Source organism: Geobacillus lituanicus (assembly GCF_050994965.1).
Lineage (GTDB): Bacteria > Bacillota > Bacilli > Bacillales > Anoxybacillaceae > Geobacillus > Geobacillus stearothermophilus.
Map to the genome: position 1 here is coordinate 1,591,575 of NZ_CP194773.1, position 26,130 is coordinate 1,617,704.

Annotated in this window: 24 protein-coding genes; 18 read left to right on the forward strand and 6 right to left on the reverse strand. The window is 54.0% G+C overall.

Annotated features, from left to right (window positions below):
* Positions 1–15: 15 nt before the first annotated feature.
* The 3 genes from ACR1UW_RS08035 to ACR1UW_RS08045 all read left to right on the forward strand — a co-directional run bounded on the left by ACR1UW_RS08035 (position 16) and on the right by ACR1UW_RS08045 (position 3,489).
* Positions 16–417: a MerR family transcriptional regulator gene (locus ACR1UW_RS08035; protein WP_033010130.1), complete on the forward strand. Its 402-nt coding sequence runs from the start codon at positions 16–18 to the stop codon at positions 415–417.
* A gap of 42 nt (positions 418–459) precedes the next feature.
* On the forward strand, positions 460–1,794 hold the full coding sequence (glnA, locus tag ACR1UW_RS08040) for a type I glutamate--ammonia ligase (protein WP_033010129.1): 1,335 nt from the start codon (positions 460–462) through the stop codon (positions 1,792–1,794).
* Positions 1,795–1,938: 144 nt separating this feature from the next.
* Complete coding sequence (locus tag ACR1UW_RS08045; RefSeq protein WP_498935215.1) at positions 1,939–3,489, forward strand: IS1182 family transposase; 1,551 nt, start codon at positions 1,939–1,941, stop codon at positions 3,487–3,489.
* 135 nt (positions 3,490–3,624) lie between these two features.
* Here the strand turns inward: ACR1UW_RS08045 and lexA are convergent, their stop codons facing one another.
* Complete coding sequence (lexA, locus tag ACR1UW_RS08050; RefSeq protein ID WP_150825380.1) at positions 3,625–4,248, reverse strand: transcriptional repressor LexA; 624 nt, start codon at positions 4,246–4,248, stop codon at positions 3,625–3,627.
* 156 nt (positions 4,249–4,404) lie between these two features.
* On the opposite strand from lexA, the gene yneA reads away from it, so the two are divergent.
* The 8 genes from yneA (at position 4,405) to ACR1UW_RS08090 (ending at position 12,613) form a co-directional block, all read left to right on the forward strand.
* Positions 4,405–4,710, forward strand: coding sequence for a cell division suppressor protein YneA (gene yneA / locus ACR1UW_RS08055; protein ID WP_033010332.1), 306 nt, complete (start codon positions 4,405–4,407; stop codon positions 4,708–4,710).
* A gap of 18 nt (positions 4,711–4,728) precedes the next feature.
* A complete protein-coding gene (locus ACR1UW_RS08060) occupies positions 4,729–5,382 on the forward strand; it encodes a YneB family resolvase-like protein (RefSeq protein ID WP_033010334.1) in 654 nt (217 codons plus the stop codon).
* Positions 5,383–5,513: 131 nt separating this feature from the next.
* Positions 5,514–5,744, forward strand: a complete 231-nt coding sequence (locus tag ACR1UW_RS08065) for a DUF896 domain-containing protein (protein ID WP_100658930.1) — start codon at positions 5,514–5,516, stop codon at positions 5,742–5,744.
* A gap of 97 nt (positions 5,745–5,841) precedes the next feature.
* Positions 5,842–7,848 carry a transketolase gene (gene tkt, locus ACR1UW_RS08070; protein WP_498935218.1) on the forward strand — a complete coding sequence of 669 codons (2,007 nt, stop codon included), beginning with the start codon at positions 5,842–5,844 and terminating at the stop codon, positions 7,846–7,848.
* 252 nt (positions 7,849–8,100) lie between these two features.
* Positions 8,101–8,538, forward strand: coding sequence for a sporulation inhibitor of replication protein SirA (gene sirA, locus ACR1UW_RS08075; RefSeq protein WP_289667460.1), 438 nt, complete (start codon positions 8,101–8,103; stop codon positions 8,536–8,538).
* An 88-nt stretch (positions 8,539–8,626) separates the two neighbouring features.
* Positions 8,627–8,839, forward strand: a complete 213-nt coding sequence (locus tag ACR1UW_RS08080; RefSeq protein ID WP_063330732.1) for a YneF family protein — start codon at positions 8,627–8,629, stop codon at positions 8,837–8,839.
* A 124-nt stretch (positions 8,840–8,963) separates the two neighbouring features.
* Positions 8,964–10,703, forward strand: coding sequence for an ABC transporter transmembrane domain-containing protein (locus tag ACR1UW_RS08085; protein WP_033010342.1), 1,740 nt, complete (start codon positions 8,964–8,966; stop codon positions 10,701–10,703).
* Positions 10,704–10,792: 89 nt separating this feature from the next.
* On the forward strand, positions 10,793–12,613 hold the full coding sequence (locus ACR1UW_RS08090; protein WP_498935221.1) for an ABC transporter ATP-binding protein: 1,821 nt from the start codon (positions 10,793–10,795) through the stop codon (positions 12,611–12,613).
* 53 nt (positions 12,614–12,666) lie between these two features.
* On the opposite strand, the gene ACR1UW_RS08095 is transcribed toward ACR1UW_RS08090, so the two are convergent.
* The 4 genes from ACR1UW_RS08095 to ACR1UW_RS08110 all read right to left on the reverse strand — a co-directional run bounded on the left by ACR1UW_RS08095 (position 12,667) and on the right by ACR1UW_RS08110 (position 15,830).
* Positions 12,667–12,846: an aspartyl-phosphate phosphatase Spo0E family protein gene (locus ACR1UW_RS08095; RefSeq protein WP_033017305.1), complete on the reverse strand. Its 180-nt coding sequence runs from the start codon at positions 12,844–12,846 to the stop codon at positions 12,667–12,669.
* A gap of 234 nt (positions 12,847–13,080) precedes the next feature.
* Positions 13,081–14,445, reverse strand: coding sequence for an ISLre2 family transposase (locus ACR1UW_RS08100; protein ID WP_498932867.1), 1,365 nt, complete (start codon positions 14,443–14,445; stop codon positions 13,081–13,083).
* A gap of 249 nt (positions 14,446–14,694) precedes the next feature.
* The gene (locus ACR1UW_RS08105; protein WP_498935223.1) at positions 14,695–15,054 is read right to left on the reverse strand and encodes a response regulator; all 360 of its coding nucleotides are present in this window, start codon (positions 15,052–15,054) and stop codon (positions 14,695–14,697) included.
* Positions 15,055–15,122: 68 nt separating this feature from the next.
* A complete protein-coding gene (locus tag ACR1UW_RS08110; protein ID WP_055357904.1) occupies positions 15,123–15,830 on the reverse strand; it encodes a cytochrome c biogenesis protein CcdA in 708 nt (235 codons plus the stop codon).
* 530 nt (positions 15,831–16,360) lie between these two features.
* On the opposite strand from ACR1UW_RS08110, the gene ACR1UW_RS08115 reads away from it, so the two are divergent.
* The 3 genes from ACR1UW_RS08115 to ACR1UW_RS08125 all read left to right on the forward strand — a co-directional run bounded on the left by ACR1UW_RS08115 (position 16,361) and on the right by ACR1UW_RS08125 (position 19,910).
* Positions 16,361–17,725, forward strand: coding sequence for an ISLre2 family transposase (locus tag ACR1UW_RS08115; RefSeq protein ID WP_498932867.1), 1,365 nt, complete (start codon positions 16,361–16,363; stop codon positions 17,723–17,725).
* A 144-nt stretch (positions 17,726–17,869) separates the two neighbouring features.
* Positions 17,870–19,198: an ISLre2 family transposase gene (locus tag ACR1UW_RS08120; RefSeq protein ID WP_498935283.1), complete on the forward strand. Its 1,329-nt coding sequence runs from the start codon at positions 17,870–17,872 to the stop codon at positions 19,196–19,198.
* Between the two features lie 232 nt (positions 19,199–19,430).
* On the forward strand, positions 19,431–19,910 hold the full coding sequence (locus ACR1UW_RS08125) for a CcdC family protein (RefSeq protein ID WP_498935226.1): 480 nt from the start codon (positions 19,431–19,433) through the stop codon (positions 19,908–19,910).
* A 179-nt stretch (positions 19,911–20,089) separates the two neighbouring features.
* On the opposite strand, the gene ACR1UW_RS08130 is transcribed toward ACR1UW_RS08125, so the two are convergent.
* Complete coding sequence (locus tag ACR1UW_RS08130; RefSeq protein ID WP_011230841.1) at positions 20,090–20,524, reverse strand: DUF2621 domain-containing protein; 435 nt, start codon at positions 20,522–20,524, stop codon at positions 20,090–20,092.
* A gap of 271 nt (positions 20,525–20,795) precedes the next feature.
* Here ACR1UW_RS08130 and ACR1UW_RS08135 point away from each other — a divergent pair, with 271 nt between their 5' ends.
* From ACR1UW_RS08135 to celB, 4 genes are all read left to right on the forward strand, one after another.
* Positions 20,796–21,470 (forward strand): cell wall hydrolase, encoded by a 675-nt coding sequence (locus ACR1UW_RS08135; protein WP_198962497.1) that lies wholly within the window; start codon positions 20,796–20,798, stop codon positions 21,468–21,470.
* A gap of 125 nt (positions 21,471–21,595) precedes the next feature.
* Positions 21,596–24,274, forward strand: a complete 2,679-nt coding sequence (locus ACR1UW_RS08140; RefSeq protein WP_498935228.1) for a sigma-54-dependent transcriptional regulator — start codon at positions 21,596–21,598, stop codon at positions 24,272–24,274.
* A 166-nt stretch (positions 24,275–24,440) separates the two neighbouring features.
* The gene (locus ACR1UW_RS08145; RefSeq protein WP_498935230.1) at positions 24,441–24,743 is read left to right on the forward strand and encodes a PTS sugar transporter subunit IIB; all 303 of its coding nucleotides are present in this window, start codon (positions 24,441–24,443) and stop codon (positions 24,741–24,743) included.
* A 17-nt stretch (positions 24,744–24,760) separates the two neighbouring features.
* On the forward strand, positions 24,761–26,116 hold the full coding sequence (gene celB / locus ACR1UW_RS08150) for a PTS cellobiose transporter subunit IIC (RefSeq protein ID WP_498935232.1): 1,356 nt from the start codon (positions 24,761–24,763) through the stop codon (positions 26,114–26,116).
* Positions 26,117–26,130: the final 14 nt, after the last annotated feature.

The following is a 26,130-nucleotide window of genomic DNA, read 5'->3' on the forward strand; positions in this document are numbered from 1 at the left end:
CGAGGAGGAATTGGCATGAGCAGTCATATTCGTCGTTCCATGCCATTGTTTCCGATTGGGATCGTGATGCAGCTGACTGACTTATCCGCCCGCCAAATCCGCTATTACGAAGAGCACGGCCTCGTCACGCCAGCGCGCACCGAGGGCAACCGGCGGCTGTTTTCACTCAACGACATCGACCGTTTGCTCGAGATTAAAGACTTGATTGACCAAGGCGTAAACCTCGCCGGCATCAAGCAAATTTTCGCCGCCCGGCAAGAAGGGCGCCATGAGCAGCCGGAAAAGGTCGAAAAAGTGGGGAAACCGAAGCTGTCCGACGAGGAGTTGCGCGAGATTTTGCGGACGGAGCTGCTGCAGGCCGGACGGTTTCAGCGCGCATCGCTTCGCCAAGGAGATCTCGCTCGCTTCTTTCACTAAGGATTGAGAAATGATTTCGGAGCCGGGGGAGGAGTTTCAATCATGGCAAAATATACGCGCGAAGACATTATGCGCATCGTCAAAGAAGAAAACGTCAAGTACATTCGCCTGCAATTCACCGATATTTTGGGGACGATCAAAAACGTCGAAATCCCGATCAGCCAACTTGAGAAAGCGCTCAATAATAAAATGATGTTTGACGGGTCTTCGATCGAGGGGTTTGTCCGCATCGAAGAATCGGACATGTATTTGTATCCGGATTTGGACACGTTTGTCATCTTCCCGTGGACATCGGAAAAAGGAAAAGTCGCCCGCTTTATTTGCGACATTTACAATGCGGACGGCACGCCGTTTGAAGGCTGCCCGCGCTACAATTTAAAGCGCGTGCTGAAAGAGATGGAAGCGCTCGGCTTTACGGCGTTCAACTTGGGAGCGGAACCGGAGTTTTTCCTCTTTAAGCTCGATGAAAATGGCCGTCCGACGATGGAACTGAACGACCGCGGCGGCTACTTCGACTTGGCGCCGACCGACTTAGGGGAAAACTGCCGGCGCGATATCGTGCTTGAGCTTGAGGAGATGGGCTTTGAAATTGAAGCGTCGCACCATGAAGTTGCCCCGGGCCAGCACGAGATCGATTTTAAATACGCCCATGCCATCAAAGCGTGCGACGACATTCAAACGTTTAAACTCGTTGTCAAAACGATCGCCCGCAAACATGGGCTGCATGCGACGTTTATGCCGAAGCCGATTTTTGGGATTAACGGTTCGGGAATGCACTGCAACTTGTCGCTGTTTCGCAACAACGAAAACGCCTTTTTTGATCCGAACGGCGATTTGCAGTTGAGCGATACGGCCCGGCAGTTTATTGCCGGCGTGTTGAAGCATGCGCCGAACTTTACAGCTGTCACCAACCCGACGGTCAACTCGTACAAGCGGCTTGTTCCGGGGTACGAGGCGCCATGTTATGTCGCCTGGTCGGCGCGCAACCGCAGCCCGCTCATCCGCATTCCGGCTTCGCGCGGCATGAGCACGCGCATTGAAGTGCGCAGCGTCGATCCGGCGGCGAACCCGTACTTGGCGATGGCCGTGCTGTTGGCGGCCGGGCTTGACGGCATTCGCAACAAGCTCACTCCTCCGGCGCCGGTTGACCGAAACATTTACGTCATGACGAAAGAAGAGCGGCTTGAAGAAGGCATTGTCGATTTGCCGGCCACGCTCATCGAAGCGCTCGACAATTTAAAATCGGACGAGGTGATCGTTCAAGCGCTCGGCAAACATTTGTTTGAGCACTTCGTCGAGGCGAAAGAAATCGAGTGGGATATGTACCGGACGACGGTTCATCAATGGGAATTGGATCAATATATGGAACTCTACTGATTCATAAAAAGGGGCTGACCCAAAACGCGAATGCGTTTTGGGATCAGCCCCCACTTTTTTGCCTCAAATATAGAAGAATCGCCCTTTTTTCTGGTAGAATAGAGTCACCAAAACCACTACCACCGAAAGAAGGGCGATTCTTTTATGAAATATGATCATATTTCCTTTAAAGAGTATACCATGGACAACCTCTCTTTGCCAAGCAACATCGCCGATCTCATTCCACGGGATAACATGGCCCACGTGGTTCATGAGATGGTTGAACGCATCCCGATGGAGACGTTTCTTGCTTACTACAAAGGAGGGGGCGCCTCCGCCTATCATCCGAAAATGATGACCAAAATTCTCCTTTACGCTTACACCCAAAAAATGTATCATGGCCGTGAGATTGCACGGCAGCTCGAAGTCCACCTTCCCCTCATGTGGCTAAGTGGATTTCAAAAGCCGGACTTCCGCTCCATCAATCGGTTTCGTTCGGAGCGGATGAAAGACCTGATTGACGACCTGTTCCGGGAAATGATCACGCTGCTCGTGGCCGACGGCTATGTCAAGATGGAAGATTATTTTGTGGATGGAACGAAAATTGAAGCGAATGCCAACCGGTACACCTTCGTTTGGCGCAAATCGGCTGAGAAGTACCAGGAGAAACTCCAAGCCAATGTCGATCGGCTGATTGCCCAGATCGAGGCGATCGTGGAAGAAGAAAAGGCGGAAGACATCGACCCTTCGCCGGCCTTTACGTCAGAAGAAATCCGAAAGAAAACCGAGGAGTGGGAAAAACGGTTGGAGGCCGAGCCGGACAACCAACCGTTGAAGAAGGCCATCAAGAAGATGAAGGAGGACTACTTGCCCCGCAGTGAAAAGTATGAACACCAACTCCATGTATGCGGGGATCGCAACAGCTATTCCAAGACCGATGTGGATGCCACCTTCATGCGGTTGAAGGAGGATCACATGCGAAACGGCCAGCTCAAGCCGGCCTATAACGTACAGGTGGGTTCTTCCGGCCAATTTATTTTGGGGTATTCCCTTCATCAGAGGCCGGGCGACACTCGTTGTCTTCTCCCGCATTTGGAGACCGTTCGAGAGAAGTACGGCGTGGAACCCGAACGTTTGATCGCTGACGCGGCTTATGGCTCGGAAGAGAACTACGTGAAGCTGGAAGAGAAGCACATATCGGCCTTGATCAAGTACCATACGTATGAGAAGGAGAACACGCGCAAGGTCAAGAAAAATCCGCATCATCAGCAGAATTGGACCTATGTGGAAGAAGAAGACGTTTGGATTTGCGCCAATGGGAAAAAGCTGGTTCGCACCGGAACTTCGAAACAGACCACGGAATCAGGATACACCTCGGTCACCCGACACTACCAATGCCATGAATGCGAAGGATGTCCGTTCCGTTCGGCCTGCACGACTTCCAAGTATGGACGAACCACGCAATGGAACCCCGTCTATCATGAACAAAAACAGAAAGCCCGCGAACGGTTGGAGAGTGAAGAAGGGCAAGCCCGATACCGCCAACGCCAAACCGACATTGAGAGTGTATTTGGGCAAATCAAACAAAATCGCGGGTTTCGTCGCTTTGTCCTGCGAGGCCTCCAAAAAGTTTCCATCGAATGGGGGCTGGTTTGTGCTGCCCACAATCTTCTCAAAAAAGCCGCTAGGGACAAGCAATTGTCCTTGGTGGCGTAAATGAGGGGGAGAACAGAGTCGGAATTTTGTTCCGTTTGGTAAAATATACAAAAACCAGAGAGGGCTGACTCCAAAAGTCCGCTTTTTGGCGGACTTTTGGGTCAGCCCCTTTTTATGGGCGCAGGCCGGCACGAGTCAGTCGAACAGGCGATAGACGCCGATCACTTTGCCAAGAATGGTGCAGTCGCGAACGATGATCGGCTCAAGGTGGGCGTTTTCCGGCTGCAGGCGGATATGGTCCTTTTCTTTGAAAAACCGCTTCACTGTCGCCTCATTCTCTTCCGTCATGGCGACAACGATGTCGCCGTTATCGGCGGAAGACTGCTGGCGGACGATGACGTAGTCGCCGTCTAAAATGCCGGCTTCGATCATGCTGTCGCCCATCACTTCAAGCATAAACAGCTGCTCCTCCCCGGCGGCGAGCCGCTTCGGCAGCGGAAAATAATCCTCAATGTTTTCGACCGCGGTGATCGGCTGGCCGGCTGTCACTTTGCCGATGATCGGCACGGAAATGATCTCCTCTTTTTTCCCCGCTGTTTCCGCATCGCTGTCCAAAATTTCAATGGCGCGCGGCTTGGTTGGGTCGCGGCGAATGTATCCTTTGCTCTCCAGGCGCGCAAGGTGGCCGTGAACAGTGGAGCTCGACGCCAGACCGACCGCTTCCCCAATCTCCCGGACGGATGGGGGGTAGCCTTTCGTTTTCACTTCGTGCTTAATAAACTCTAAAATTTGCTGCTGCCGTTTGGACAGTTTTGTCATCCTTTTTCACACCTCTTGCCACATCATTTGTTTTTATTATAGCACGGAGCAGATGAAAAAACAAACATAAGTTCGAGTTTTTTGTTGACACAAACAAGTGTTCCTGATTATAATTAAAGAAAAAAGCGAACAAACATTCTAGGTGGGGGGGAGAATATGAAAAAAGGGTTGATGCACTATGTCGTTTTTTCCGTCTTGCTCGCCCTGATGCTGGCTGCATTCGTTTACGCCGGCGATCCGGTCGATCCGAACGAATACATGACCGTAACGGTGGCTTCCGGCGACACGCTTTGGGGGTTGGCGAGGCAGTATGAAGAGGAGCATGGACTGACGCCGGGCGAGTTTATCCGCTGGGTGGTGGAGGTAAACCATCTGCCGGACCCGCGCCTTACAGCAGGGGAACAAATCGTCATTCCTGTGTTAAAATCAAAGCATGGCGGCTCATTGGCCGTCAACCGGTGACAGAAGGAAGGGATGGCCATGAAGGCAGTCATTTACTGCCGCGTCAGCACGGACAAAGCGGAACAGGAAACGTCGCTGGCCAGGCAGCGGGCCGAGCTCGAGAAGCTGGCGGCCGACTGCGGCTTTGAAGTTGTCAAGGTGATTGCCGAACAGGCGAGCGGCTATGAAGCCGACCGCGACGGCGTGTTGGAGCTGTTGTCGCTTTGCGAAGAACATCAAGTTGATGCTTTGCTCATTCAAGATGAAACGCGGCTCGGGCGCGGCCACGCGCGCATGGCGGTGCTGCATTGCCTGAAAAAGAGGGGCGTGAAAATTTACAGCGCCAGCCATCGCGGGGAGATGCCGCTGTCAGAGGCCGATGAAATGGTGCTGTCGATCATCGCCATTGTCGAAGAGTATCAGCGGAAAATACATAACGCCAAAATTCGCCGCGGCATGCGGCGGGCTGTCGAGCGCGGCTACCGGCCGGACCGGAACTTGACGCGGCGCGGCGAGAACGCCGGGCGCGACCGGGTCGAGCTGCCGGTTGAAGAAATCGTCCGCCTGCGCGGGCACGGCTTAACGTTTGCGGAGATCGCCGCCACGCTCCGAAGCTTCGGTTACGAGGCGTCCAAAGCGACCGTCCATCGCCGCTACCAAGAATATATGGACGGGCAGCAGGAGCGGCATTGACCATATGATGCGTCCGTCCGTCGAGCGACGGACGGCAAACGAAGGCGGGCGAGCGCCATCGTTGCCATCTTCCCGTTTCATCGGATAAGATAAAACAAAACGATACCATGGCAGATAGGGGAAGATGACTCATGCTTGCCAAACATAAATTGGCCCGCATTAATGAACTGGCGAAAAAAGCGAAAACCGGCGGCTTGTCGGCCGAGGAGACGCTGGAACAGGCGAAGCTGCGCCGGGAATACATTCAAGCGTTTCGCAAGGCGATGACCGATATGCTTCATACGGTGACGGTCATCGACCCAAACGGCCACGACGTGACGCCGCAAAAATTGAAGGAAAGTCAGCGGCGGCGCCTCCATTAAACGGTCGGAAGAGGGGCCCGGAAAATAACGTTGTACAAGCCGTTCGATTTTCTATATGATAGTAGATGACACCATGTTGATGAAAGGGAGGAAAACAATGGCGCATTCGATCGAAGAATTAGCGATTACCACCATTCGAACGCTGTCGATTGACGCGATCGAAAAAGCGAAATCCGGGCACCCGGGCATGCCGATGGGCGCGGCGCCGATGGCGTACACGCTTTGGACGAAATTTATGAATCATAACCCGGCGAATCCAAACTGGTTCAACCGCGACCGGTTTGTCTTGTCAGCCGGGCACGGGTCGATGTTATTGTACAGCTTGCTTCATTTAAGCGGCTACGACGTATCGATGGATGATTTGAAACAATTCCGTCAATGGGGAAGCAAAACGCCGGGCCATCCGGAATACGGCCATACGCCGGGCGTGGAAGCGACGACCGGCCCGCTCGGCCAAGGGATTGCGATGGCGGTCGGCATGGCCATGGCGGAACGGCATTTGGCTGCTACATACAACCGCGACGGGTTTGAGATCATCAATCATTATACGTACGCCATTTGCGGCGACGGCGATTTGATGGAAGGAGTGGCGAGCGAAGCTGCGTCACTCGCCGGCCACTTGAAGCTCGGCCGTCTGATCGTCCTGTATGACTCGAACGACATTTCGCTGGACGGGGAGCTCAACCTGTCGTTCTCGGAAAACGTCGCCCAACGTTTCCAAGCGTACGGCTGGCAATATTTGCGCGTCGACGATGGCAACAACATCGAAGAAATCGCCAAAGCGCTCGAGGAGGCGCGGGCGGACCTTGACCGGCCGACGCTCATCGAAGTGAAAACGACGATTGGCTACGGCGCGCCAAATAAAGCGGGCACGTCCGGCGTCCACGGCGCTCCGCTCGGCGCCCAAGAGGCGAAGCTGACGAAGGAAGCGTACCGCTGGACGTTTGCTGAAGATTTTTATGTACCGGAAGAAGTATATGCCCATTTCCGAGAAACGGTGCAAGAGGCCGGTGCGAAAAAAGAAGCGGAATGGAACGAACAGTTCGCCGCGTACGAACGGGCGCATCCGGAGCTGGCCGCCGAGCTGAAGCGGGCGATTGAAGGGAAGCTTCCGGATGGCTGGGAGGCGGCGCTGCCGGTGTATGAAGCGGGCAAAAGCCTGGCGACCCGCTCATCGTCCGGGGAAGTGATCAACGCCATCGCCAAAGCGGTGCCGCAATTGTTTGGCGGTTCGGCGGACTTGGCAAGCTCGAATAAAACGCTCATCAAAGGCGGCGGCAACTTCTTGCCGGACAGCTACGAAGGGCGCAACATTTGGTTTGGCGTGCGCGAGTTTGCCATGGGGGCGGCGCTGAACGGCATGGCGCTTCACGGCGGGTTGAAAGTGTTCGGAGGCACGTTCTTCGTGTTCTCTGACTATTTGCGTCCGGCGATCCGCTTGGCGGCGCTGATGGGCTTGCCGGTCATCTACGTCTTGACGCACGACAGCATCGCCGTCGGCGAAGACGGGCCGACGCACGAGCCGATCGAACATCTCGCTTCGCTTCGGGCGATGCCGAACTTGTCAGTCATCCGTCCGGCTGACGCAAACGAAACGGCGGCAGCATGGCGGCTGGCGCTCGAATCGACGGACAAGCCGACTGCGCTCGTCTTGACGCGTCAAGATGTGCCGACGTTGGCGGCAACAGCTGAGTTGGCGTATGAAGGCGTGAAAAAAGGTGCGTACGTCGTTTCACCGGCGAAAAACGGCGCTCCGGAGGCGCTGTTGTTGGCGACTGGCTCGGAAGTCGGTCTGGCCGTCAAAGCGCAAGAAGCGCTTGCCGCTGAGGGCATCCATGTCTCCGTCATCAGCATGCCATCGTGGGACCGCTTCGAAGCGCAGCCAAAATCGTACCGCGATGAAGTGCTTCCGCCGGCCGTGACGAAGCGGCTCGCCATTGAAATGGGCGCGTCGCTCGGTTGGGAGCGCTACGTCGGCGCGGATGGCGACATTTTGGCCATCGACCGATTCGGTGCTTCCGCTCCGAGAGAGAAAATCATGGCCGAGTATGGCTTTACGGTTGACAACGTCGTCCGCCGCGTGAAAGCATTGCTCGGCAAGTAATCGGGAAAGCTGCCCTTGCGTTGTTGCAGGGGCAGCTTGTTTTTGGGAAAGATGGCTGCACCTTGGTCACGTATTTTCGGGGGGAATCGAGAATCAAAGGCTTGCTCGTGACGTGTCGGCCTGTTCGCGGCCGCATGGCCATCGCAAACAAAAATCGACAATGTTAGTGAAAAAAATTGCCGTTAATAGACATATTTTTCCCTCTTGTCTTTCTATAATAAAGATAAGACGAACGAGAATGGGGGATGGGACGTGGTCCGCTATTGGATTTATTTGTTAAATGACGAGGTGGCGGCGCATTACCGCCATCAGACGGAAAAGATTGTCGAACTGCTTCGTGAGCATCAATACGCGAAAGCGCCGCTGAAGGCGATTTGCCGCAAACAAGTCGAGTTCATTACCGAGCGGTTGTCGTTCTCGCGCCTTGAATTAGGCTTGCGGCAATATTTCTATGGCCGAGTCGGCAAAAATTTGGAGCGCAATATGTTTATTTTGCAAAACGATTCCGGGGATGAGGCGCTGCTTGTCGTGCAAAAACGCCGCCTTCTCCTTGCCGCCGACAGCGCGCCGCTTGCGGCGGAGATCGGCCGCGCGCTCGCCAAAGTAGCGCCGTCGTTTTTGGCGGTCGCCGCTGATTTTGCCGACTACTATTGGCTGTCTGCGCCGGCGCAAGGAAGAAAATTCGCGTAAGACGAAGATTTTTGCTGCGGAATATTGTCTAATGGCGCATCGTTTAGTACACTGTTAGGGAGACAACAAGAAGGAGGAAAAGCGCTGTATGTGGGGTACGATTCTCGTTGGTGTGCTGGCGCTCATCGCCGGTATGGCGATCGGGTTTTTCATCGCCCGCAAAACGATGATCAATTATTTAAAGAAAAATCCGCCGATCAATGAGCAGATGATCCGGATGATGATGATGCAAATGGGCATGACTCCGTCGCAGAAGAAAATCAACCAGATGATGAAAATGATGAACAATCAACTGAAATAAGCGAAACGGACACTCGATCGAGAGTGTCTTTTTATTTTGCCAAAATGTTCTTTCAAAATTTTTCTAGTTTTGTTACAATAATATGGCGATTGTTCGTCAGCCAAATGAAAGGAGGGCGGGCCTTATGCGCGTGTTTCGCGATTTGTTTTGGTTTTTCCGCCAAGAAAAGAAGGCGTATATCACCGGCATTTTCGTGCTTGTCATCGTGGCGTTTTTGGAGACAGTCCCGCCGAAAGTGATCGGCTTGTTGGTCGATCATATGAAAAACGGCACGATGACAAAAGAAGTGCTCATCCGCTGGATCGCCGTCCTCGCCGCCGTTGCGGCGGCGCTTTACGGGCTCCGCTACGCTTGGCGCATTTTCATTTTCGGTTCGGCGGTCAAGCTTGCCCGCCAGCTGCGCAACGAGCTGTATCAGCATTTTACGAACATGTCGCCGTCGTTTTACCAGCGGAAGCGGATCGGGGATTTAATGGCCCATGCGACCAATGATTTGCAGGCGATTCAACAAACGGCGGGAAGCGGCATCTTAACGCTCGTCGACTCGGTGACGCTCGGCGGGTTTGTCCTGGCGACGATGGCGATATCGATCAGCTGGAAGCTGACGTTGATCAGCCTGCTGCCGCTGCCGGTGATGGCATGGGCGACAAGCCGGTATGGGGCGATGCTGCATGAACGGTTTTTAACGGCGCAAGCGGCGTTTTCGTCGCTGAACGACAAGGTGCAGGAAAGCGTCAACGGCATCCGCGTCATCAAGGCGTTCGGCTATGAGGAACACGATGTCGAGGCGTTTCGCCGTCAATCGGAAGACGTCGTGGCGAAAAACGTTGCCGTCGCCAAAATTGACGCCTTGTTTGATCCGACGATCGGGCTGCTTGTTGGGCTGTCATTTTTTCTCGCTGTGGCGTTTGGCAGCCAAATGGTTTTGGCGGGCGAATTGACGATCGGCGAGCTTGTGTCGTTTACGACCTACCTTGGCCTGCTGATTTGGCCGATGTTGGCGTTCGGCTGGCTGTTTAACATTGTTGAGCGAGGGCGTGCTTCGTACGACCGGGTGCGGGCGCTGTTGGCTGAACAAGATGAAATCAACGAACGTCCGGATGCCCTTCACATCGCTCCGCAAGGCGACATTGAGTATGATGTTCGTCAATTTGCCTATCCGGGGGAGGCGAAGCCGGCGCTTCGGGGCATTCGTTTTCAGCTCAAGCGTGGGGCGACGCTTGGCGTCGTCGGCAAAACGGGGGCGGGAAAAACGACGCTGCTTCGCCTGCTGCTGCGCGAGTTTGACGGCTATGACGGCGAGATTCGCTTCGGCGGCCGCGACATCCGCGATTATACGCTTTTCGCGCTCCGTTCGGCGATCGGCTACGTGCCGCAAGACCATTTCTTGTTTTCTGCCTCCATCCGCGACAACATCGCCTTTGCCAAGCCGGAAGCCGGAGAGGACGAGGTCGTACGGGCGGCGCGGCTGGCCGACATTCATGATGACATTTTGCAGTTTCCCGACGGGTATGAGACGGTCATCGGAGAGCGCGGCGTTTCCCTATCCGGTGGGCAAAAACAGCGGCTGTCAATCGCCCGGGCGCTTCTCATTGACCCGGAAGTGCTCATTTTTGATGACGCGTTGTCGGCCGTGGATGCGAAGACCGAGGCGCGGATTTTAGCGGCGCTCAAACAGGAGCGGCGCGGAAAAACGACGATCATCGCCGCTCACCGTTTAAGCGCGGTTGAGCATGCCGATTGGATTCTCGTCCTTGACGGGGGGCGAATTGTGCAGGCCGGAACGCACGAGCAGCTGATGGCAGAAGGCGGCTGGTATCGTGACATGCACCGACGCCAGCAGCTTGAGGCGCTTGCGGAGTAACAACAGGTCTGAACGTTCGAGCTCTCGCCGAAAACGAGCGGAGCGAAAAACCTGAAAATACAAGTTGTTTGTAAGATAGGGGGAAGTGGATGAACGACCGATGGTTGACAACAAAAGAGCAGCGGCGCGTCTTATGGCGGCTGCTCGCTTATATGGGAAGATACAAAAAAGAAACTGCGCTTGCGTTTGCGCTTCTTCTGTTGGCAACGGCCGGGGAGCTTTCCGGCCCGTATTTGGTGAAAGTGTTCATTGATGACTATTTGGTGCCGGGCCGCCTCGCTTTTGGACCGGTGGCGGCGCTGGCGGCCGCCTATCTCGGCGTGCTCGTCTTGAAAACGATCATTTCCTACTTCCAGCTTGTCGAGTTTCAGCGGCTCGCTTTGTACGTCATTCAAGCGCTGCGGATGGATGTGTTTGCGAAAGTGCACCGGCTCGGGATGAGCTATTTTGACCGGACGCCGGGCGGAAGCATCGTTTCGCGGGTGACGAACGATACAGAAGCGATCAAGGACATGTTCATCAGCGTCCTAGCAGCCTTTGTGCAAAACGGCTTGTTTGTCATCGGCGTGTTTGTCGCTATGTTTTCGCTTGATGCTAAGCTTGCGTTGTTTTGCCTGTTCATCCTCCCGGCGATCGCGTTCATCATGCACACATACCGCCGCTACAGCTCAGTGTTTTATCAAGAGATGCGCGAACGGCTGAGCGAACTGAACGCCAAATTGAACGAATCGCTGCAAGGAATGGCCGTCATTCAAGCGTTCCGCCAGCAGCGCCGTTTATATCAAGAGTTTGCCGCCGTCAATGAAGCGCATTACAAGGCGGGGATGAAAAACATCCACCTTGATGGACTGCTGCTTCGACCGGCGATCGATGTGGTGTATATGTTGTCGATCATGGTCGTGCTCAGCTTTTTTGGCATCACGGCGCTTGATGGCCCAGTTGAGATCGGCGTGCTGTATGCGTTTGTCAACTATTTGGAGCGCTTTTTCGAACCGGTGACGCAAATGATGATGCGCCTGTCTCTTTACCAGCAGGCGATCGTTTCCGCCTCTCGCGTGTTTGCCCTTCTTGATCATCAAGAAGAGGCGCCGGCCAATCCAAATCGGTCGCCGCATGTGATCGAGCGCGGGGAAATCGAATTTCGGGATGTCAGCTTTTCCTACGACGGCAAACGGGATGTGCTGAAACGGCTGTCGTTTGTCATCCGTCCAGGTCAGACGGTCGCGTTTGTCGGCCATACTGGCAGCGGCAAAAGTTCGATCATCAACTTGCTCATGCGCTTTTATGAGTTTGACCGCGGCGATATTTTGCTTGACGGCCGGTCGATCCGCGATTACTCGCGCGCCGAGCTGCGCCGCCGCCTCGGCCTTGTCTTGCAAGATCCGTTTTTGTTTTACGGGACGGTCAAAGAGAACATTCGCATGTATAATCAGGAACTGGACGACGAAGCCATTAAGGAGGCCGCTCGGCTCGTGCAGGCCGATGCGTTTATTGAGCAATTGCCCGGCGGCTACGACCATGTGCTCGCCGAGCGCGGGGCGACGTTATCAAGCGGTCAGCGCCAGCTTCTTTCCTTTGCTCGCACGATCGCTGCTGATCCGAAAATTTTGGTGCTCGATGAGGCGACCGCCCATATTGACACCGAAACAGAGGAAGCGATTCAAGATGCGCTCATGCGCATGCGGAAAGGGCGGACGACGATCGCCATCGCCCACCGTCTATCAACGATTCAAGACGCTGATCAAATTTTCGTCCTCCACCGCGGCGAAATCATCGAGCGCGGTACGCATCAGCAACTGCTGGCGCAAAAAGGGCTTTACTACCAAATGTACTTGCTGCAAAACGGCCTCGTCGATGTCCAAGCGCAACATCCAAAGAACGGACTGTTCGCCCGCCATGAGATGAGATGACCGCTTGCGCAGGCGGCGGGGGCGTGCCGAAAAGAAAAAGCGCCGTTTCCCGTTTAGCGGGAGGCGCTTTGTTTTCGTTGTCGTACTTGTTCGCGCTGATAGGCGTTGAGCAGCGTGTCGAGTTCTTTGCTTACTTTCATTGCGGCTTCAGAGTTTAAACCCGTTTTGGCTACGGTGTCGACAAGTTCCATCCGCTTTTGTTCGATTAAGGTCAACAGATTGCATTTTGGCACGAATAAACCGTCCTTTTCATGAAGTATCGTGTACTGTATTTTATATTATTTTACCAATGAATGCAAAAATGGAAAATAGAAAGAGTCAGTCAAGACTTTGTGGAGAACATTTTTTCGGTTCACTACGGGTGTTGTCAATCACTAGTTATAGAACCATTTTCAGGAATTAATATCGTAAGCGCTTTCGGACTCTCATCCCTCATCTTGAAGTGATGATATTGTATTCCATTTTTTTTACACCCAACCACCATCCCGGAGCGCCGACAACGCTTGATGGATCGGCGTCCCGGATGACCGCTGCAGACACGGTAGATTCTGACGCACCACATCTGCCCATAACCGTCCGGCCTTCCGTTTGGCCTGTTCGATCCGCTTGGACTTTGTTGAGGCCGAGACGGCCGACTGGGGCTCTTGCTCCTCCCACCGTCCCTTTCTCCACCCGATCCCGTCGATTCGGGCCGCCATCGCCCTCAGAAACGCCCGAAGCCCTTGGTCTTTCCAGCTGCGGCGGGATTTCACCCGATGCGCAAACCGGCTCATCACGCTCTCGGCGTGGCCCATCGGACGCATGCCGGTCGTCTCCACCCCTTGCTCCGACAGCCACTCCCGATAGTCCCGGATGCATCCCGGCATCGACTCGATCCGGCGAATCAAGGCGGCCAGCTGTTGTTCTTTGCCTTCGTCCTCCAACGTGCCGACCGCGCTGTTCAGCTCCACGAGAAGCCCCTCTTCGTCTTGTTTCGCCAGCTTCTTCCGCACCTCCCGCCAACGCGGATGGCCGGACAGACACTGACGCAGCTCCCGCGCCACATGAAATCGATCCAGCTGAAAGCACGCCCGCTTCCCAAAATACTCCCGGCAGGCTGTGATCCACGACGCCGCGTCGCCGTTGATGATCAAAAGGTCCCGGCACGGGTCATAGGCATATTCGTTCATCAGCCACTCCTCAAACCGTTCCCACACGTCTCCCGCCCCTTCATGGAGGTAGTGGCGCCGGTTCACGAGCTCGAGCTGCGAACCGTTTCGTTTCCATCCCTCGTGAACCGCCAGGATTTTCTCTTCTTTCGCCCGTTTCCCTTTCCCCTGGCGGGAAATGAACAGCCCATCCGCCTCCACAAACAGCACTCGGCCGTGCCGTTGGGAAACAGGGTGGTGCAGCGAGACAGGGGCCTCCAGCACCAGTTGGCGAATCGCCTCGTGGCTCATGACCGCATACCCCACGATCGACTCCAACGTACGGGCCGCTTTGCGGTAGGAAGAGCACTCTACGGCCAACTCGACCGCCGTTTCCTCGAGGCAAGGACTGATCGATCGGGCCCCATCAAAGCCTAATTCGGCATCCAGCAAGAAGGTATAGTTCCCCGTTTGCCGGTCATAGTAGTAGTTCCGTCGAAACGTCACTTCTCCAAACAGCGTTTGGATCGTAGTCGGCCGTTTGTCTTTCAGCTGATACCGGCGCTTGTCCCGCGCTTCCGCCAGTTGTTGATCAATCTCCTCCAAAAGGGCCGCCAACAAGACAGCGAACACCTTTTGAAGAGTTCTGACTAATTGTTCCTCCAGCTCTTTTAATAAAGGCCATTCTGTGGTAAGATGTTTCATGGACTCTCTCCCTCCTGTTTTATGGATGTTGGTCATCACCATCATAGCAGGGAGAGAGTCCTTTTTGCATGACATTTGCTTTTTTCTACCGCGCTTCGCTTGGTGGCCCCGACGAGCGTCGCGAACAAAAGTTCGCAACCCTCGTCGGGGAATCATTCCTGAATGTCACCCACAAATATTTTACTCACACCTTTCCCTGCGTACCTGCGCTTTATTTAAGGAAGAGGGCGCGCTGACGCCGGCGCCATTTTACTTACAAAGACGGGCGACCGCCTCGAGCACGCGATTTTCTTCGAACGGCTTGACGATAAAGTCGGAAGCGCCGGCTTCGATCGCCTCAACAACCATGCGCTGCTGCCCGAGCGCCGAGCAGATGATGATTTTCGCCCCGGGATCGATCTCCTTAATCGCCCGCACCGCTTCAATCCCATTCATGACCGGCATCGTAATGTCCATGATGACAAGATCGGGGCGCAGCCGGCGATACAGCTCGACCGCCTCTTTGCCGTTTTCCGCCTCACCGGCTACGGTGTGATCCGTTTTTTCCAGTACGCGCGCCAGCGTTACCCGCATAAACTTCGCATCGTCAGCAATTAAAATGGCAGCCATCTTTCCATCGCCCTCTCCTCAACGATATTCCTCCAACAACAGCCGCACAAAGGGCGGCTCCATCGCCGCTAAAAACCAGTAAACCCGCCAAACAAGCTCGTCGTATAAGCGATCAGCTTCGTCATCCAGTCAAAATAAAGAACAACTCCCATCGCCACCATGACATACCCGCCCGCTTTCATGATAGGGGCGCTATGGCGGCGGATCCATTGCAGTTTGCCGATAAAAAACGAGAGAATGAAAAACGGAACGGCAAAGCCGAGCGTATACGCGAGCATATACATCATCCCCGAGCCCGGGTTCGCGGCAGCCAAAGCGATGACCGCCACCAAAATCGGCCCCATGCACGGCGTCCAGCCGGCGGCGAACGCCATGCCGATCAGCGCCGAGCCGAAATAGCCGGACGGCCGCTCACGAAACGAAATGCGCCGGTCTTTCAGCAAAAACGCCGGCTTCCACAGCCCGGCGACAACAAGGCCGAGGGCGACGATCACGACCGCGCCGATTTGCCGGATCACATCTTGATAATCGGCAAACAGCCGGCCGAGAAACGATGTCCCGAAGCCGAGGGAGATAAAAATGAGCGAGAATCCTAGCAAGAAGCAAAGCGTATGCCATAAACTGCGGCGATTGAGCATGGCGTTTTCTTCTTTCAGCTCGCTGACCGACACGCCGGTAATATAAGACAAAAACGCCGGATAAAGCGGCAGGCAGCACGGGGAAATAAACGACAAAAACCCGGCGCCGAACGCTAAAAAGAGATTGAGATCATTCACTGTTGGATCAGCCCCTGCTCTGTTTTTTACTTTTATTTTAGCAAAAATCCTCCTCCCCGTAACGTTTTTCCCGCTGTTTCTTGGTCAATTTTTCTATTTGTGTGAGTAAAATATTTGTGGGTGACATTCAGGAATGATTCCCCGACGAGGGTTGCGAACTTTTGTTCGCGACGCTCGTCGGGGCCACCAAGCGAAGCGCGGTAGAAAAAAGCAAATGTCATGCAAAAAGGACTCTCTCCCTGCTATGATGGTGATGACCAACATCCATAAAACAGGAGGGAGAGAGTCCATGAAACATCTTACCACAGAATGGCCTTTATTAAAAGAGCTGGAGGAACAAGTGTGAGTAAAATATTTGTGGGTGACATTCAGGAATGATTCCCCGACGAGGGTTGCGAACTTTTGTTCGCGACGCTCGTCGGGGCCACCAAGCGAAGCGCGGTAGAAAAAAGCAAATGTCATGCAAAAAGGACTCTCTCCCTGCTATGATGGTGATGACCAACATCCATAAAACAGGAGGGAGAGAGTCCATGAAACATCTTACCACAGAATGGCCTTTATTAAAAGAGCTGGAGGAACAATTAGTCAGAACTCTTCAAAAGGTGTTCGCTGTCTTGTTGGCGGCCCTTTTGGAGGAGATTGATCAACAACTGGCGGAAGCGCGGGACAAGCGCCGGTATCAGCTGAAAGACAAACGGCCGACTACGATCCAAACGCTGTTTGGAGAAGTGACGTTTCGACGGAACTACTACTATGACCGGCAAACGGGGAACTATACCTTCTTGCTGGATGCCGAATTAGGCTTTGATGGGGCCCGATCGATCAGTCCTTGCCTCGAGGAAACGGCGGTCGAGTTGGCCGTAGAGTGCTCTTCCTACCGCAAAGCGGCCCGTACGTTGGAGTCGATCGTGGGGTATGCGGTCATGAGCCACGAGGCGATTCGCCAACTGGTGCTGGAGGCCCCTGTCTCGCTGCACCACCCTGTTTCCCAACGGCACGGCCGAGTGCTGTTTGTGGAGGCGGATGGGCTGTTCATTTCCCGCCAGGGGAAAGGGAAACGGGCGAAAGAAGAGAAAATCCTGGCGGTTCACGAGGGATGGAAACGAAACGGTTCGCAGCTCGAGCTCGTGAACCGGCGCCACTACCTCCATGAAGGGGCGGGAGACGTGTGGGAACGGTTTGAGGAGTGGCTGATGAACGAATATGCCTATGACCCGTGCCGGGACCTTTTGATCATCAACGGCGACGCGGCGTCGTGGATCACAGCCTGCCGGGAGTATTTTGGGAAGCGGGCGTGCTTTCAGCTGGATCGATTTCATGTGGCGCGGGAGCTGCGTCAGTGTCTGTCCGGCCATCCGCGTTGGCGGGAGGTGCGGAAGAAGCTGGCGAAACAAGACGAAGAGGGGCTTCTCGTGGAGCTGAACAGCGCGGTCGGCACGTTGGAGGACGAAGGCAAAGAACAACAGCTGGCCGCCTTGATTCGCCGGATCGAGTCGATGCCGGGATGCATCCGGGACTATCGGGAGTGGCTGTCGGAGCAAGGGGTGGAGACGACCGGCATGCGTCCGATGGGCCACGCCGAGAGCGTGATGAGCCGGTTTGCGCATCGGGTGAAATCCCGCCGCAGCTGGAAAGACCAAGGGCTTCGGGCGTTTCTGAGGGCGATGGCGGCCCGAATCGACGGGATCGGGTGGAGAAAGGGACGGTGGGAGGAGCAAGAGCCCCAGTCGGCCGTCTCGGCCTCAACAAAGTCCAAGCGGATCGAACAGGCCAAACGGAAGGCCGGACGGTTATGGGCAGATGTGGTGCGTCAGAATCTACCGTGTCTGCAGCGGTCATCCGGGACGCCGATCCATCAAGCGTTGTCGGCGCTCCGGGATGGTGGTTGGGTGTAAAAAAATGGAATACAATATCATCACTTCAAGATGAGGGATGAGAGTCCGAAAGCGCTTACGATATTAATTCCTGAAAATGGTTCTATAACTAGTGATTGACAACACCCGTAGTGAACCGAAAAAATGTTCTCCACAAAGTCTTGACTGACTCAGGAACAATTAGTCAGAACTCTTCAAAAGGTGTTCGCTGTCTTGTTGGCGGCCCTTTTGGAGGAGATTGATCAACAACTGGCGGAAGCGCGGGACAAGCGCCGGTATCAGCTGAAAGACAAACGGCCGACTACGATCCAAACGCTGTTTGGAGAAGTGACGTTTCGACGGAACTACTACTATGACCGGCAAACGGGGAACTATACCTTCTTGCTGGATGCCGAATTAGGCTTTGATGGGGCCCGATCGATCAGTCCTTGCCTCGAGGAAACGGCGGTCGAGTTGGCCGTAGAGTGCTCTTCCTACCGCAAAGCGGCCCGTACGTTGGAGTCGATCGTGGGGTATGCGGTCATGAGCCACGAGGCGATTCGCCAACTGGTGCTGGAGGCCCCTGTCTCGCTGCACCACCCTGTTTCCCAACGGCACGGCCGAGTGCTGTTTGTGGAGGCGGATGGGCTGTTCATTTCCCGCCAGGGGAAAGGGAAACGGGCGAAAGAAGAGAAAATCCTGGCGGTTCACGAGGGATGGAAACGAAACGGTTCGCAGCTCGAGCTCGTGAACCGGCGCCACTACCTCCATGAAGGGGCGGGAGACGTGTGGGAACGGTTTGAGGAGTGGCTGATGAACGAATATGCCTATGACCCGTGCCGGGACCTTTTGATCATCAACGGCGACGCGGCGTCGTGGATCACAGCCTGCCGGGAGTATTTTGGGAAGCGGGCGTGCTTTCAGCTGGATCGATTTCATGTGGCGCGGGAGCTGCGTCAGTGTCTGTCCGGCCATCCGCGTTGGCGGGAGGTGCGGAAGAAGCTGGCGAAACAAGACGAAGAGGGGCTTCTCGTGGAGCTGAACAGCGCGGTCGGCACGTTGGAGGACGAAGGCAAAGAACAACAGCTGGCCGCCTTGATTCGCCGGATCGAGTCGATGCCGGGATGCATCCGGGACTATCGGGAGTGGCTGTCGGAGCAAGGGGTGGAGACGACCGGCATGCGTCCGATGGGCCACGCCGAGAGCGTGATGAGCCGGTTTGCGCATCGGGTGAAATCCCGCCGCAGCTGGAAAGACCAAGGGCTTCGGGCGTTTCTGAGGGCGATGGCGGCCCGAATCGACGGGATCGGGTGGAGAAAGGGACGGTGGGAGGAGCAAGAGCCCCAGTCGGCCGTCTCGGCCTCAACAAAGTCCAAGCGGATCGAACAGGCCAAACGGAAGGCCGGACGGTTATGGGCAGATGTGGTGCGTCAGAATCTACCGTGTCTGCAGCGGTCATCCGGGACGCCGATCCATCAAGCGTTGTCGGCGCTCCGGGATGGTGGTTGGGTGTAAAAAAATGGAATACAATATCATCACTTCAAGATGAGGGATGAGAGTCCGAAAGCGCTTACGATATTAATTCCTGAAAATGGTTCTATAACTAGTGATTGACAACACCCGTAGTGAACCGAAAAAATGTTCTCCACAAAGTCTTGACTGACTCCAGGGAAAGGCGAGCATAGGCAAGCGCCGCGTTTTTTGTTATAATGATAGCGTTGTCCATGAATTTTGCCGGAAGAAGGTGATGGCTTTGGCGTTCATTACATCGCTCATCGCCGTTGTAATGGCGTTTTTCATCTTTTTTGTGCGCATGAAGGCGTCAGAAAAGCCGACGAATGCCAAAAAAATTATTTTGCCGCCGCTGTTTATGAGCACTGGGGCGCTCATGTTCATCGATCCGGTCTTTCGCGTTACGCGCGGGGAGCTCATTGAGGCGGTCATTCTCGGCCTGTTCTTCTCGCTGTTTCTCATTAAAACGTCGAAATTTGAAATCCGCGGCAACGATATTTATTTGAAACGTTCAAAATCCTTTATTTGGATTTTGCTCGGGTTGATTGTCATTCGTCTTGGCTTGAAAACGTATTTAGGTCGAACGATCGACTATCGCCAGTTAAGCGGCATGTTTTATTTGCTCGCGTTTTCAATGATCGTCCCATGGCGGATTGCGATGTATGTTTCGTATAGAAAACTGGCAGCGCAGCTGAAACCGCCGATTCTTACGTGAAAAGGCGTCCGAGAGAATGTAGACGCCTTTTCTTGCGCCAAGTGCATAAAACGGCCGCGAGGCGTCAAACGTTGCGTTTTCGTTGAGATCCGCCTCTTGTTTGCCGCGTAGCGGCCGCAGCGAGCCGCGAGGCGAAATGGTGAAAAAGCCGCCGGCTCATCTGTCGGTTCGGATGAGCGTCAGCGGCTTTCCAATAAATGTTTATAAGGGGCGAGATCGATGTTCTTCGCCTGCAATGTCCGGATCAAAAACTTATGGTCGCGCTTGGGGGTTGCGATGATATAGCCGCGGATCAGCAAGTCGCGTGTGATGCGCGGCGCCTGTTCCTTGAGCGCAAGCTCGCCGATTTTGCCGGCGATTTTTTGCCGGGCCACGTCGCGAAACAGTTCGGGCACAGGGCGGACAAGCTCCTCAAGCAGCGCTTTTTCTTCTTCCCCCCATAGATGACGCGTCTGTTCAATGTAATATTCCTGCCAGTCGAGCTCCGATTTCCCATCTTCTTTCGGCAGCCGCTTCAAAAACTTGCGGAACATGAAAAAGCCGCCGATCGACATCATGACAAGCAAAAAGACGACCCAAAGCAAAATAAACCAAAGAAACCATCCGGTCAGCACGATCCCCACCCCAACATGATGATCAACTGTTTTTGCCATAGGCAAGATTCGTCTACTATTATGTCGAAAAGCTTGCTGTTTGGCAAGTTTCAAACAGCGGCTTGTTACGAAGCGTAACGCAACTGTAATGCAACTGTAAAAAAGCTTGTCCCACCTTACAGCGCCAATGGATTGAAAGCCGCCGGCCGCTTTGTATGGAAAAGATATACAGTGACGTTCCCTTCTTTGCCTGCTAATCTAGTAAACAAAGAAAAAAAGCCAAAAGGCAACGATGAGGGGGATGCGCAGAGTGAAAGTGAAAAAGACGATTGCAGCGCTCACGATCATTTGCTGTATGGCGTTAAGCTCTCATGGGCTGTCGGCGGAAGCGGCTGGCTCGTATACATACTATCAAGTGAAAAAAGGGGATACGTTGTCGAAGATCGCCAAACAATATCATACTACGGTTGCTTCGTTAAAGTTGTTAAACGGGTTAAAAAGCGATGTGATTTATGCCGGCGAAAAGATAAAAGTGCCGGCTGCGGCGAAGCGATCGGCTTCGGCGCCGGCAAAGAAGAAATCGATCTCATTAAGCGCCGCCGACCGGAAGCTGCTCGCCCAGCTTGTGCAGGCGGAGACCGGTTCGAGCGAGCCGTTTGCCGGCAAGGTGGAAGTGGCGCTTGTGGTTTTAAACCGTACAACGCACCCAGAGTTTCCAAAGACGGTGCGCGGCGTTATTTATCAAAAAACGAAATCCGGCTATGCGTTTGTGCCGGTGAAAACGGGGAAATTGACCCGCATTCAGCCGACCAAGCAAGATTACGAGGCGGTTGACAAGGCGCTAGCCTTATTCCCAAACGACCGCCGCGGCTCGCTTTATTTCTACAATCCGAAAATCACCAAAGACAAATGGATGTTATCGCGTCCGGTGACGATTCGCATCGGGCACCATGTCTTCGCGAGATGAACGGGGTCGAATAAGGCCTCGTTCTTTTGTTTTGTGCATAGCGGCGGGCCGGCGTTGTTTCATCACGATTCGGCAGGAATTTCGACCGGCGGCTGCGAATGTGTGTAACGAGGAGGGGAGCGATCGTGAAAAGAATCGATCTCATCTATAACACGCTGTGTCAGTGGAAGAAGAGCGGAGAGTCGTGGGCGAGCGCAGAGGAGCTAGCTGACGCTCTCGGATTGGATCGAGCTAACGTCAGCCGCGATTTGAATCGGTTGTGGAGGGAAGGAAAAGTGCAAAAACGGCCGGGAAGGCCGGTGCGGTTTGCGGTCGCCGGCAATAGAGCGACAGCGCCGCGGTTGGACCGGCTTGCCGCCGAACAGCCGAGTTTGGCCATGGCCATCGAGCAGGGCAAAGCTGCCCTCTTGTATCCGCCGAAAGGACTGCCGATGCTGATTGTCGGGGAAACTGGGACGGGAAAATCGATGTTTGCCGAGTTGCTCCATGAATTTGCCGTCGCAACTGGCCGTTTTCCGCCGGGGGCGCCGTTTGTGACTTTTAACTGTGCTGACTACGCCAACAACCCGCAACTGTTGCTTGGGCAACTGTTTGGAATCCGGAAAGGAGCGTACACGGGAGCGCATGAACAAAAAGGGCTGCTTGAGAAGGCGGATGGAGGCATTTTATTTTTAGATGAAGTGCACCGCCTGCCGGCGGAAGGTCAGGAGATGCTGTTTACATTCATTGACCGCGGCGTCTACCGCCGGCTAGGGGAAACGGACACGGAACGAAAGGCTGATGTGCTGTTGATTTGCGCAACGACTGAAAACCCGGAATCCAACTTGCTGAAAACGTTTCGTCGCCGCATTCCGATGCATATTTGGCTGCCGCCGCTTGAGAAGCGGACGCTTGAGGAACGGTACTGTCTCGTCATGCAATTTTTTCAACAGGAAGCGGTGCGCCTCGGGAAAGACATTCATGTCTCTGCCAATGCGTTGCGCGCCTTTTTGTTTTACCCCTGTCCAAACAACGTCGGACAGCTGAAAGCCGACATTCAGCTCGTTTGCGCCAAGGCGTATGCCGACTATGTCACCGGAAAAAAAGAAAACGTCCGCATCCAGCGCGCTGACTTGTCGTTTGAGGTGCAAAGCGGGCTGCTGCTCGAGAAAAAGCATCCGCAGGCCGCCTCCTTTCCGCTGCCGCACGGTCGGTGCGTGTTTTCAGCGCATGGAGGCGAATGCCGACCAGAACTGGTGAATGATGACCAGCAATCGATTTATGACAATATTGAGCGCAAATACAGTGAGTTGAAAAAGCAGGGCGTCACCGGCGATGAACTGGATTTGCTGCTTGAGATGGACATTGAACGTTATGTTTCGCAGTATATGAAAAGTCTTCATCGCCGCATTCGCGATCGCTGCGATCTGGAGAAAATGATCGCACCTGACGTCCTGTCATTAACCGAGGCGCTAATCGCCTACGCGGAGAACAGACTGGAACGCCGTTTCCCGGAAAAGGTGGTGTATGCGCTCGCTTTGCATATTCAAACGGCGCTTAATCGCCTTCGGACCGGGAACGCCGTGACCCACCCACAGCTCAATCAGGTGCGCACCGCTTATAAAAAAGAGTTTGCCGTTGCCTTGGACTGCTTGCAGCTTATGGAAGAACAGATGCGCATTGATTTTCCCATCGATGAAGCGGGGTTTTTGACCATGTTTTTCGCGCACCGTGACGAAGAACAGGAGGAACAGGAAGAGCGGGTGGCGGTGGTTGTCATCATGCATGGCAACGGCGTTGCGTCGGCTATGGCGGATGTCGTCAACAAATTGTTGGCAGCCGCATGCGTGCAAGCGGTCGATATGCCGCTCGATGCGGACCCGAAACAAGTTTACAAGCAAGTAAAAGCGGTCTTGCAGCCGGTTGCATCGACGAAAGGGGCATTGCTGCTTGTTGATATGGGATCGCTCGTGTCTTTTGCCCATTTTTTAGAAAAAGAGCTTGCCATTCCTGTGAAAGTCATTTCTGCAGCGAGTACGCCGCATGTATTGGAAGCCGCCCGCAAAGCGATGCTCGGCTATTCGCTTGTCGACATTTATAACGAAGTGAAAACCGCTGCGCCATATTATATGAGCCAACCGTTTTGGGAAGAGGACGGGGCGGAGCAAGATAGACTGGCGATTGTTACGGCTTGTTTGACGGGAAAAGGAAGTGCGCTTGCATTAAAGCATATATTGGAAACTTACTTGCAGCTTGATGAACAATTATGGGAAATTATCCCTATTCATATCGTTGATGAAAAAGAAGCGCAAAATAGGTTGTCAAACATAGCCAAACATGTTCGAATCGTCGCCATCGTCAGCCATTTCCGCCTCGATGAACGGGTTCCGCACTTTGCTTTGGACGAAGTGCTCAGTCTGAAAGCCATGAAAGAAATACAAGCGCTTGTCGATGATGAAGAAATGTATATGCATATGGCCCGAGAACTGGACGGCCATCTTCGCCATCTGTCCTCAGGACGGGCGATTCCGGTGATCCGTGCGGTGCTCGCGTCGATCAGCCAAGAGATTGGGTTTCCGTCGCAGTCCAGCGATATGGCCGGACTTGTCCTTCATTTATGCTGCCTGCTTGATCGGTTGTTGGCCGGTGAACCATCAAGCGATGCTGGGACGGACGGTGGTTGCTGTGAACACGAACCGCTGTATACGATCGTGAAGGAGGGGTTGTTTCCGCTCGAACAGCGGTACGGCGTTCGCATCGGTGAGAATGAATTGTGTCACATTATTCGCTTTTTCCGCTCGCTGCAGCAAAAACGGGACACATAAGGCGTCTGCTTCTTTGTTTTGCGCTGTTTGATTGAAAACGGTTTCAATACACAGTTGCCGCTGACTGACACACAATGAGCCGATCTCGCTTTTCACTTCTTTTTTATTGTTGGCATGGAATTTGCTTGTTAAGATGGCGATCACAAAACAAAGGAGGAGAAAAGCGATGAACATTTTACTCATTTGCGCCGCCGGCATGTCGACGAGTTTGCTCGTGACGAAGATGCAGGAGGCGGCAAAGCAAAAAGGGATCGAGGCGAACATTTGGGCTGTGTCAGCTGATGAAGCGAAAAGTCATCTCGACCAGGCGGATGTTGTGCTGATTGGCCCACAAATCCGCTATAAGCTCGCCGCCTTCAAAAAAGAGGGTGAGGCGCGCGGCATTCCGGTTGATGTCATCAATCCAGCTGACTACGGGCGTGTCAACGGCGCCGGCGTGTTGGACTTTGCGCTGCGGTTAAAAAAATAAACAGGGGGTAGGGGCGGATGGATCGGTTTATTCGTGTGTTGGAAGAGCGTGTGATGCCTATCGCCGGCAGGATTGCCGAACAGCGCCATTTGCAGGCGATTCGTGACGGGATTATTTTGTCGATGCCATTGTTGATTATCGGGTCTTTATTTTTAATCGTTGGCTTTTTGCCGATTCCCGGTTACAACGAATGGATGGCGAAATGGTTCGGCGAGCATTGGCTTGATAAGCTTCTCTATCCGGTTGGAGCGACGTTCGATATTATGGCGTTTGTTGTCAGCTTCGGCGTCGCTTACCGGTTGGCGGAAAAGTACAAAGTTGATGCGCTTTCGGCCGGCGCGATTTCACTGGCTGCTTTTTTGCTCGCAACCCCGTATCAAGTGCCGTTCACGCCGGAAGGAGCGAAAGAAACCATTATGGTCAGCGGCGGTATTCCGGTGCAATGGGTCGGCAGCAAGGGGTTGTTTGTTGCCATGATTTTGGCGATTGTGTCAACCGAAATTTACCGGAAAATCATTCAAAAAAATATTGTCATTAAGCTGCCGGACGGGGTGCCGCCTGCTGTGGCCCGCTCCTTTGTTGCTTTGATTCCGGGGGCCGCTGTTCTCGTCGTTGTCTGGGTGGCCCGCCTTATTTTGGAAATGACACCGTTTGAAAGTTTCCATAATATTGTATCTGTGCTTCTAAACAAACCGCTCAGTGTGCTCGGCGGCAGTTTATTTGGCGCCATTGTCGCTGTACTGCTTGTGCAGCTGCTATGGTCGACCGGTTTGCACGGGGCGGCGATCGTAGGAGGAGTAATGGGGCCGATTTGGTTGTCGCTGATGGACGAAAACCGAATGGTGTTCCAGCAAAATCCGAATGCCGAACTGCCCAACGTCATTACGCAACAGTTTTTTGATCTTTGGATTTACATCGGCGGTTCAGGAGCGACATTGGCGTTGGCGTTGACGATGATGTTTCGGGCCCGCAGCCGGCAGCTGAAAAGCTTAGGTCGGCTGGCGATCGCGCCCGGCATTTTCAATATTAATGAGCCGATCACGTTCGGCATGCCGATCGTCATGAACCCATTGCTGATCATTCCGTTCATTCTCGTGCCTGTCGTGCTTGTGGTTGTTTCCTACGCCGCGATGGCGACCGGGCTTGTCGCCAAACCAAGCGGGGTGGCCGTGCCATGGACGACACCGATCGTGATCAGCGGCTATTTAGCGACGGGAGGCAAAATTTCCGGGAGTATTTTGCAAATCGTTAACTTCTTCATCGCGTTTGCCATCTACTATCCATTTTTCTCGATTTGGGACAAACAAAAAGCGGCCGAAGAGCAGACCGATCCAACGATCTCAAGCGGAGCGGGAACAACGCAATCGCTGTAAATAAGGAGAGGAAC

Excerpts from the sequence above, each read along its gene's own strand:
- ACR1UW_RS08115 (WP_498932867.1), top strand. The coding sequence starts at position 16,361 with ATGAAACATCTTACCACAGAATGGCCTTTATTAAAAGAGCTGGAGGAA.
- tkt (WP_498935218.1), top strand. The coding sequence starts at position 5,842 with ATGGCGCATTCGATCGAAGAATTAGCGATTACCACCATTCGAACGCTG.
- ACR1UW_RS08100 (WP_498932867.1), bottom strand. The coding sequence starts at position 14,445 with ATGAAACATCTTACCACAGAATGGCCTTTATTAAAAGAGCTGGAGGAA.
- ACR1UW_RS08065 (WP_100658930.1), top strand. The coding sequence starts at position 5,514 with ATGCTTGCCAAACATAAATTGGCCCGCATTAATGAACTGGCGAAAAAA.
- ACR1UW_RS08060 (WP_033010334.1), top strand. The coding sequence starts at position 4,729 with ATGAAGGCAGTCATTTACTGCCGCGTCAGCACGGACAAAGCGGAACAG.
- ACR1UW_RS08125 (WP_498935226.1), top strand. The coding sequence starts at position 19,431 with ATGGCTTTGGCGTTCATTACATCGCTCATCGCCGTTGTAATGGCGTTT.
- celB (WP_498935232.1), top strand. The coding sequence starts at position 24,761 with ATGGATCGGTTTATTCGTGTGTTGGAAGAGCGTGTGATGCCTATCGCC.
- ACR1UW_RS08145 (WP_498935230.1), top strand. The coding sequence starts at position 24,441 with ATGAACATTTTACTCATTTGCGCCGCCGGCATGTCGACGAGTTTGCTC.
- lexA (WP_150825380.1), bottom strand. The coding sequence starts at position 4,248 with ATGACAAAACTGTCCAAACGGCAGCAGCAAATTTTAGAGTTTATTAAG.
- ACR1UW_RS08085 (WP_033010342.1), top strand. The coding sequence starts at position 8,964 with ATGCGCGTGTTTCGCGATTTGTTTTGGTTTTTCCGCCAAGAAAAGAAG.
- ACR1UW_RS08035 (WP_033010130.1), top strand. The coding sequence starts at position 16 with ATGAGCAGTCATATTCGTCGTTCCATGCCATTGTTTCCGATTGGGATC.
- ACR1UW_RS08135 (WP_198962497.1), top strand. The coding sequence starts at position 20,796 with ATGAGGGGGATGCGCAGAGTGAAAGTGAAAAAGACGATTGCAGCGCTC.
- ACR1UW_RS08045 (WP_498935215.1), top strand. The coding sequence starts at position 1,939 with ATGAAATATGATCATATTTCCTTTAAAGAGTATACCATGGACAACCTC.
- ACR1UW_RS08105 (WP_498935223.1), bottom strand. The coding sequence starts at position 15,054 with ATGGCTGCCATTTTAATTGCTGACGATGCGAAGTTTATGCGGGTAACG.
- ACR1UW_RS08080 (WP_063330732.1), top strand. The coding sequence starts at position 8,627 with ATGTGGGGTACGATTCTCGTTGGTGTGCTGGCGCTCATCGCCGGTATG.
- yneA (WP_033010332.1), top strand. The coding sequence starts at position 4,405 with ATGAAAAAAGGGTTGATGCACTATGTCGTTTTTTCCGTCTTGCTCGCC.
- ACR1UW_RS08090 (WP_498935221.1), top strand. The coding sequence starts at position 10,793 with ATGAACGACCGATGGTTGACAACAAAAGAGCAGCGGCGCGTCTTATGG.
- glnA (WP_033010129.1), top strand. The coding sequence starts at position 460 with ATGGCAAAATATACGCGCGAAGACATTATGCGCATCGTCAAAGAAGAA.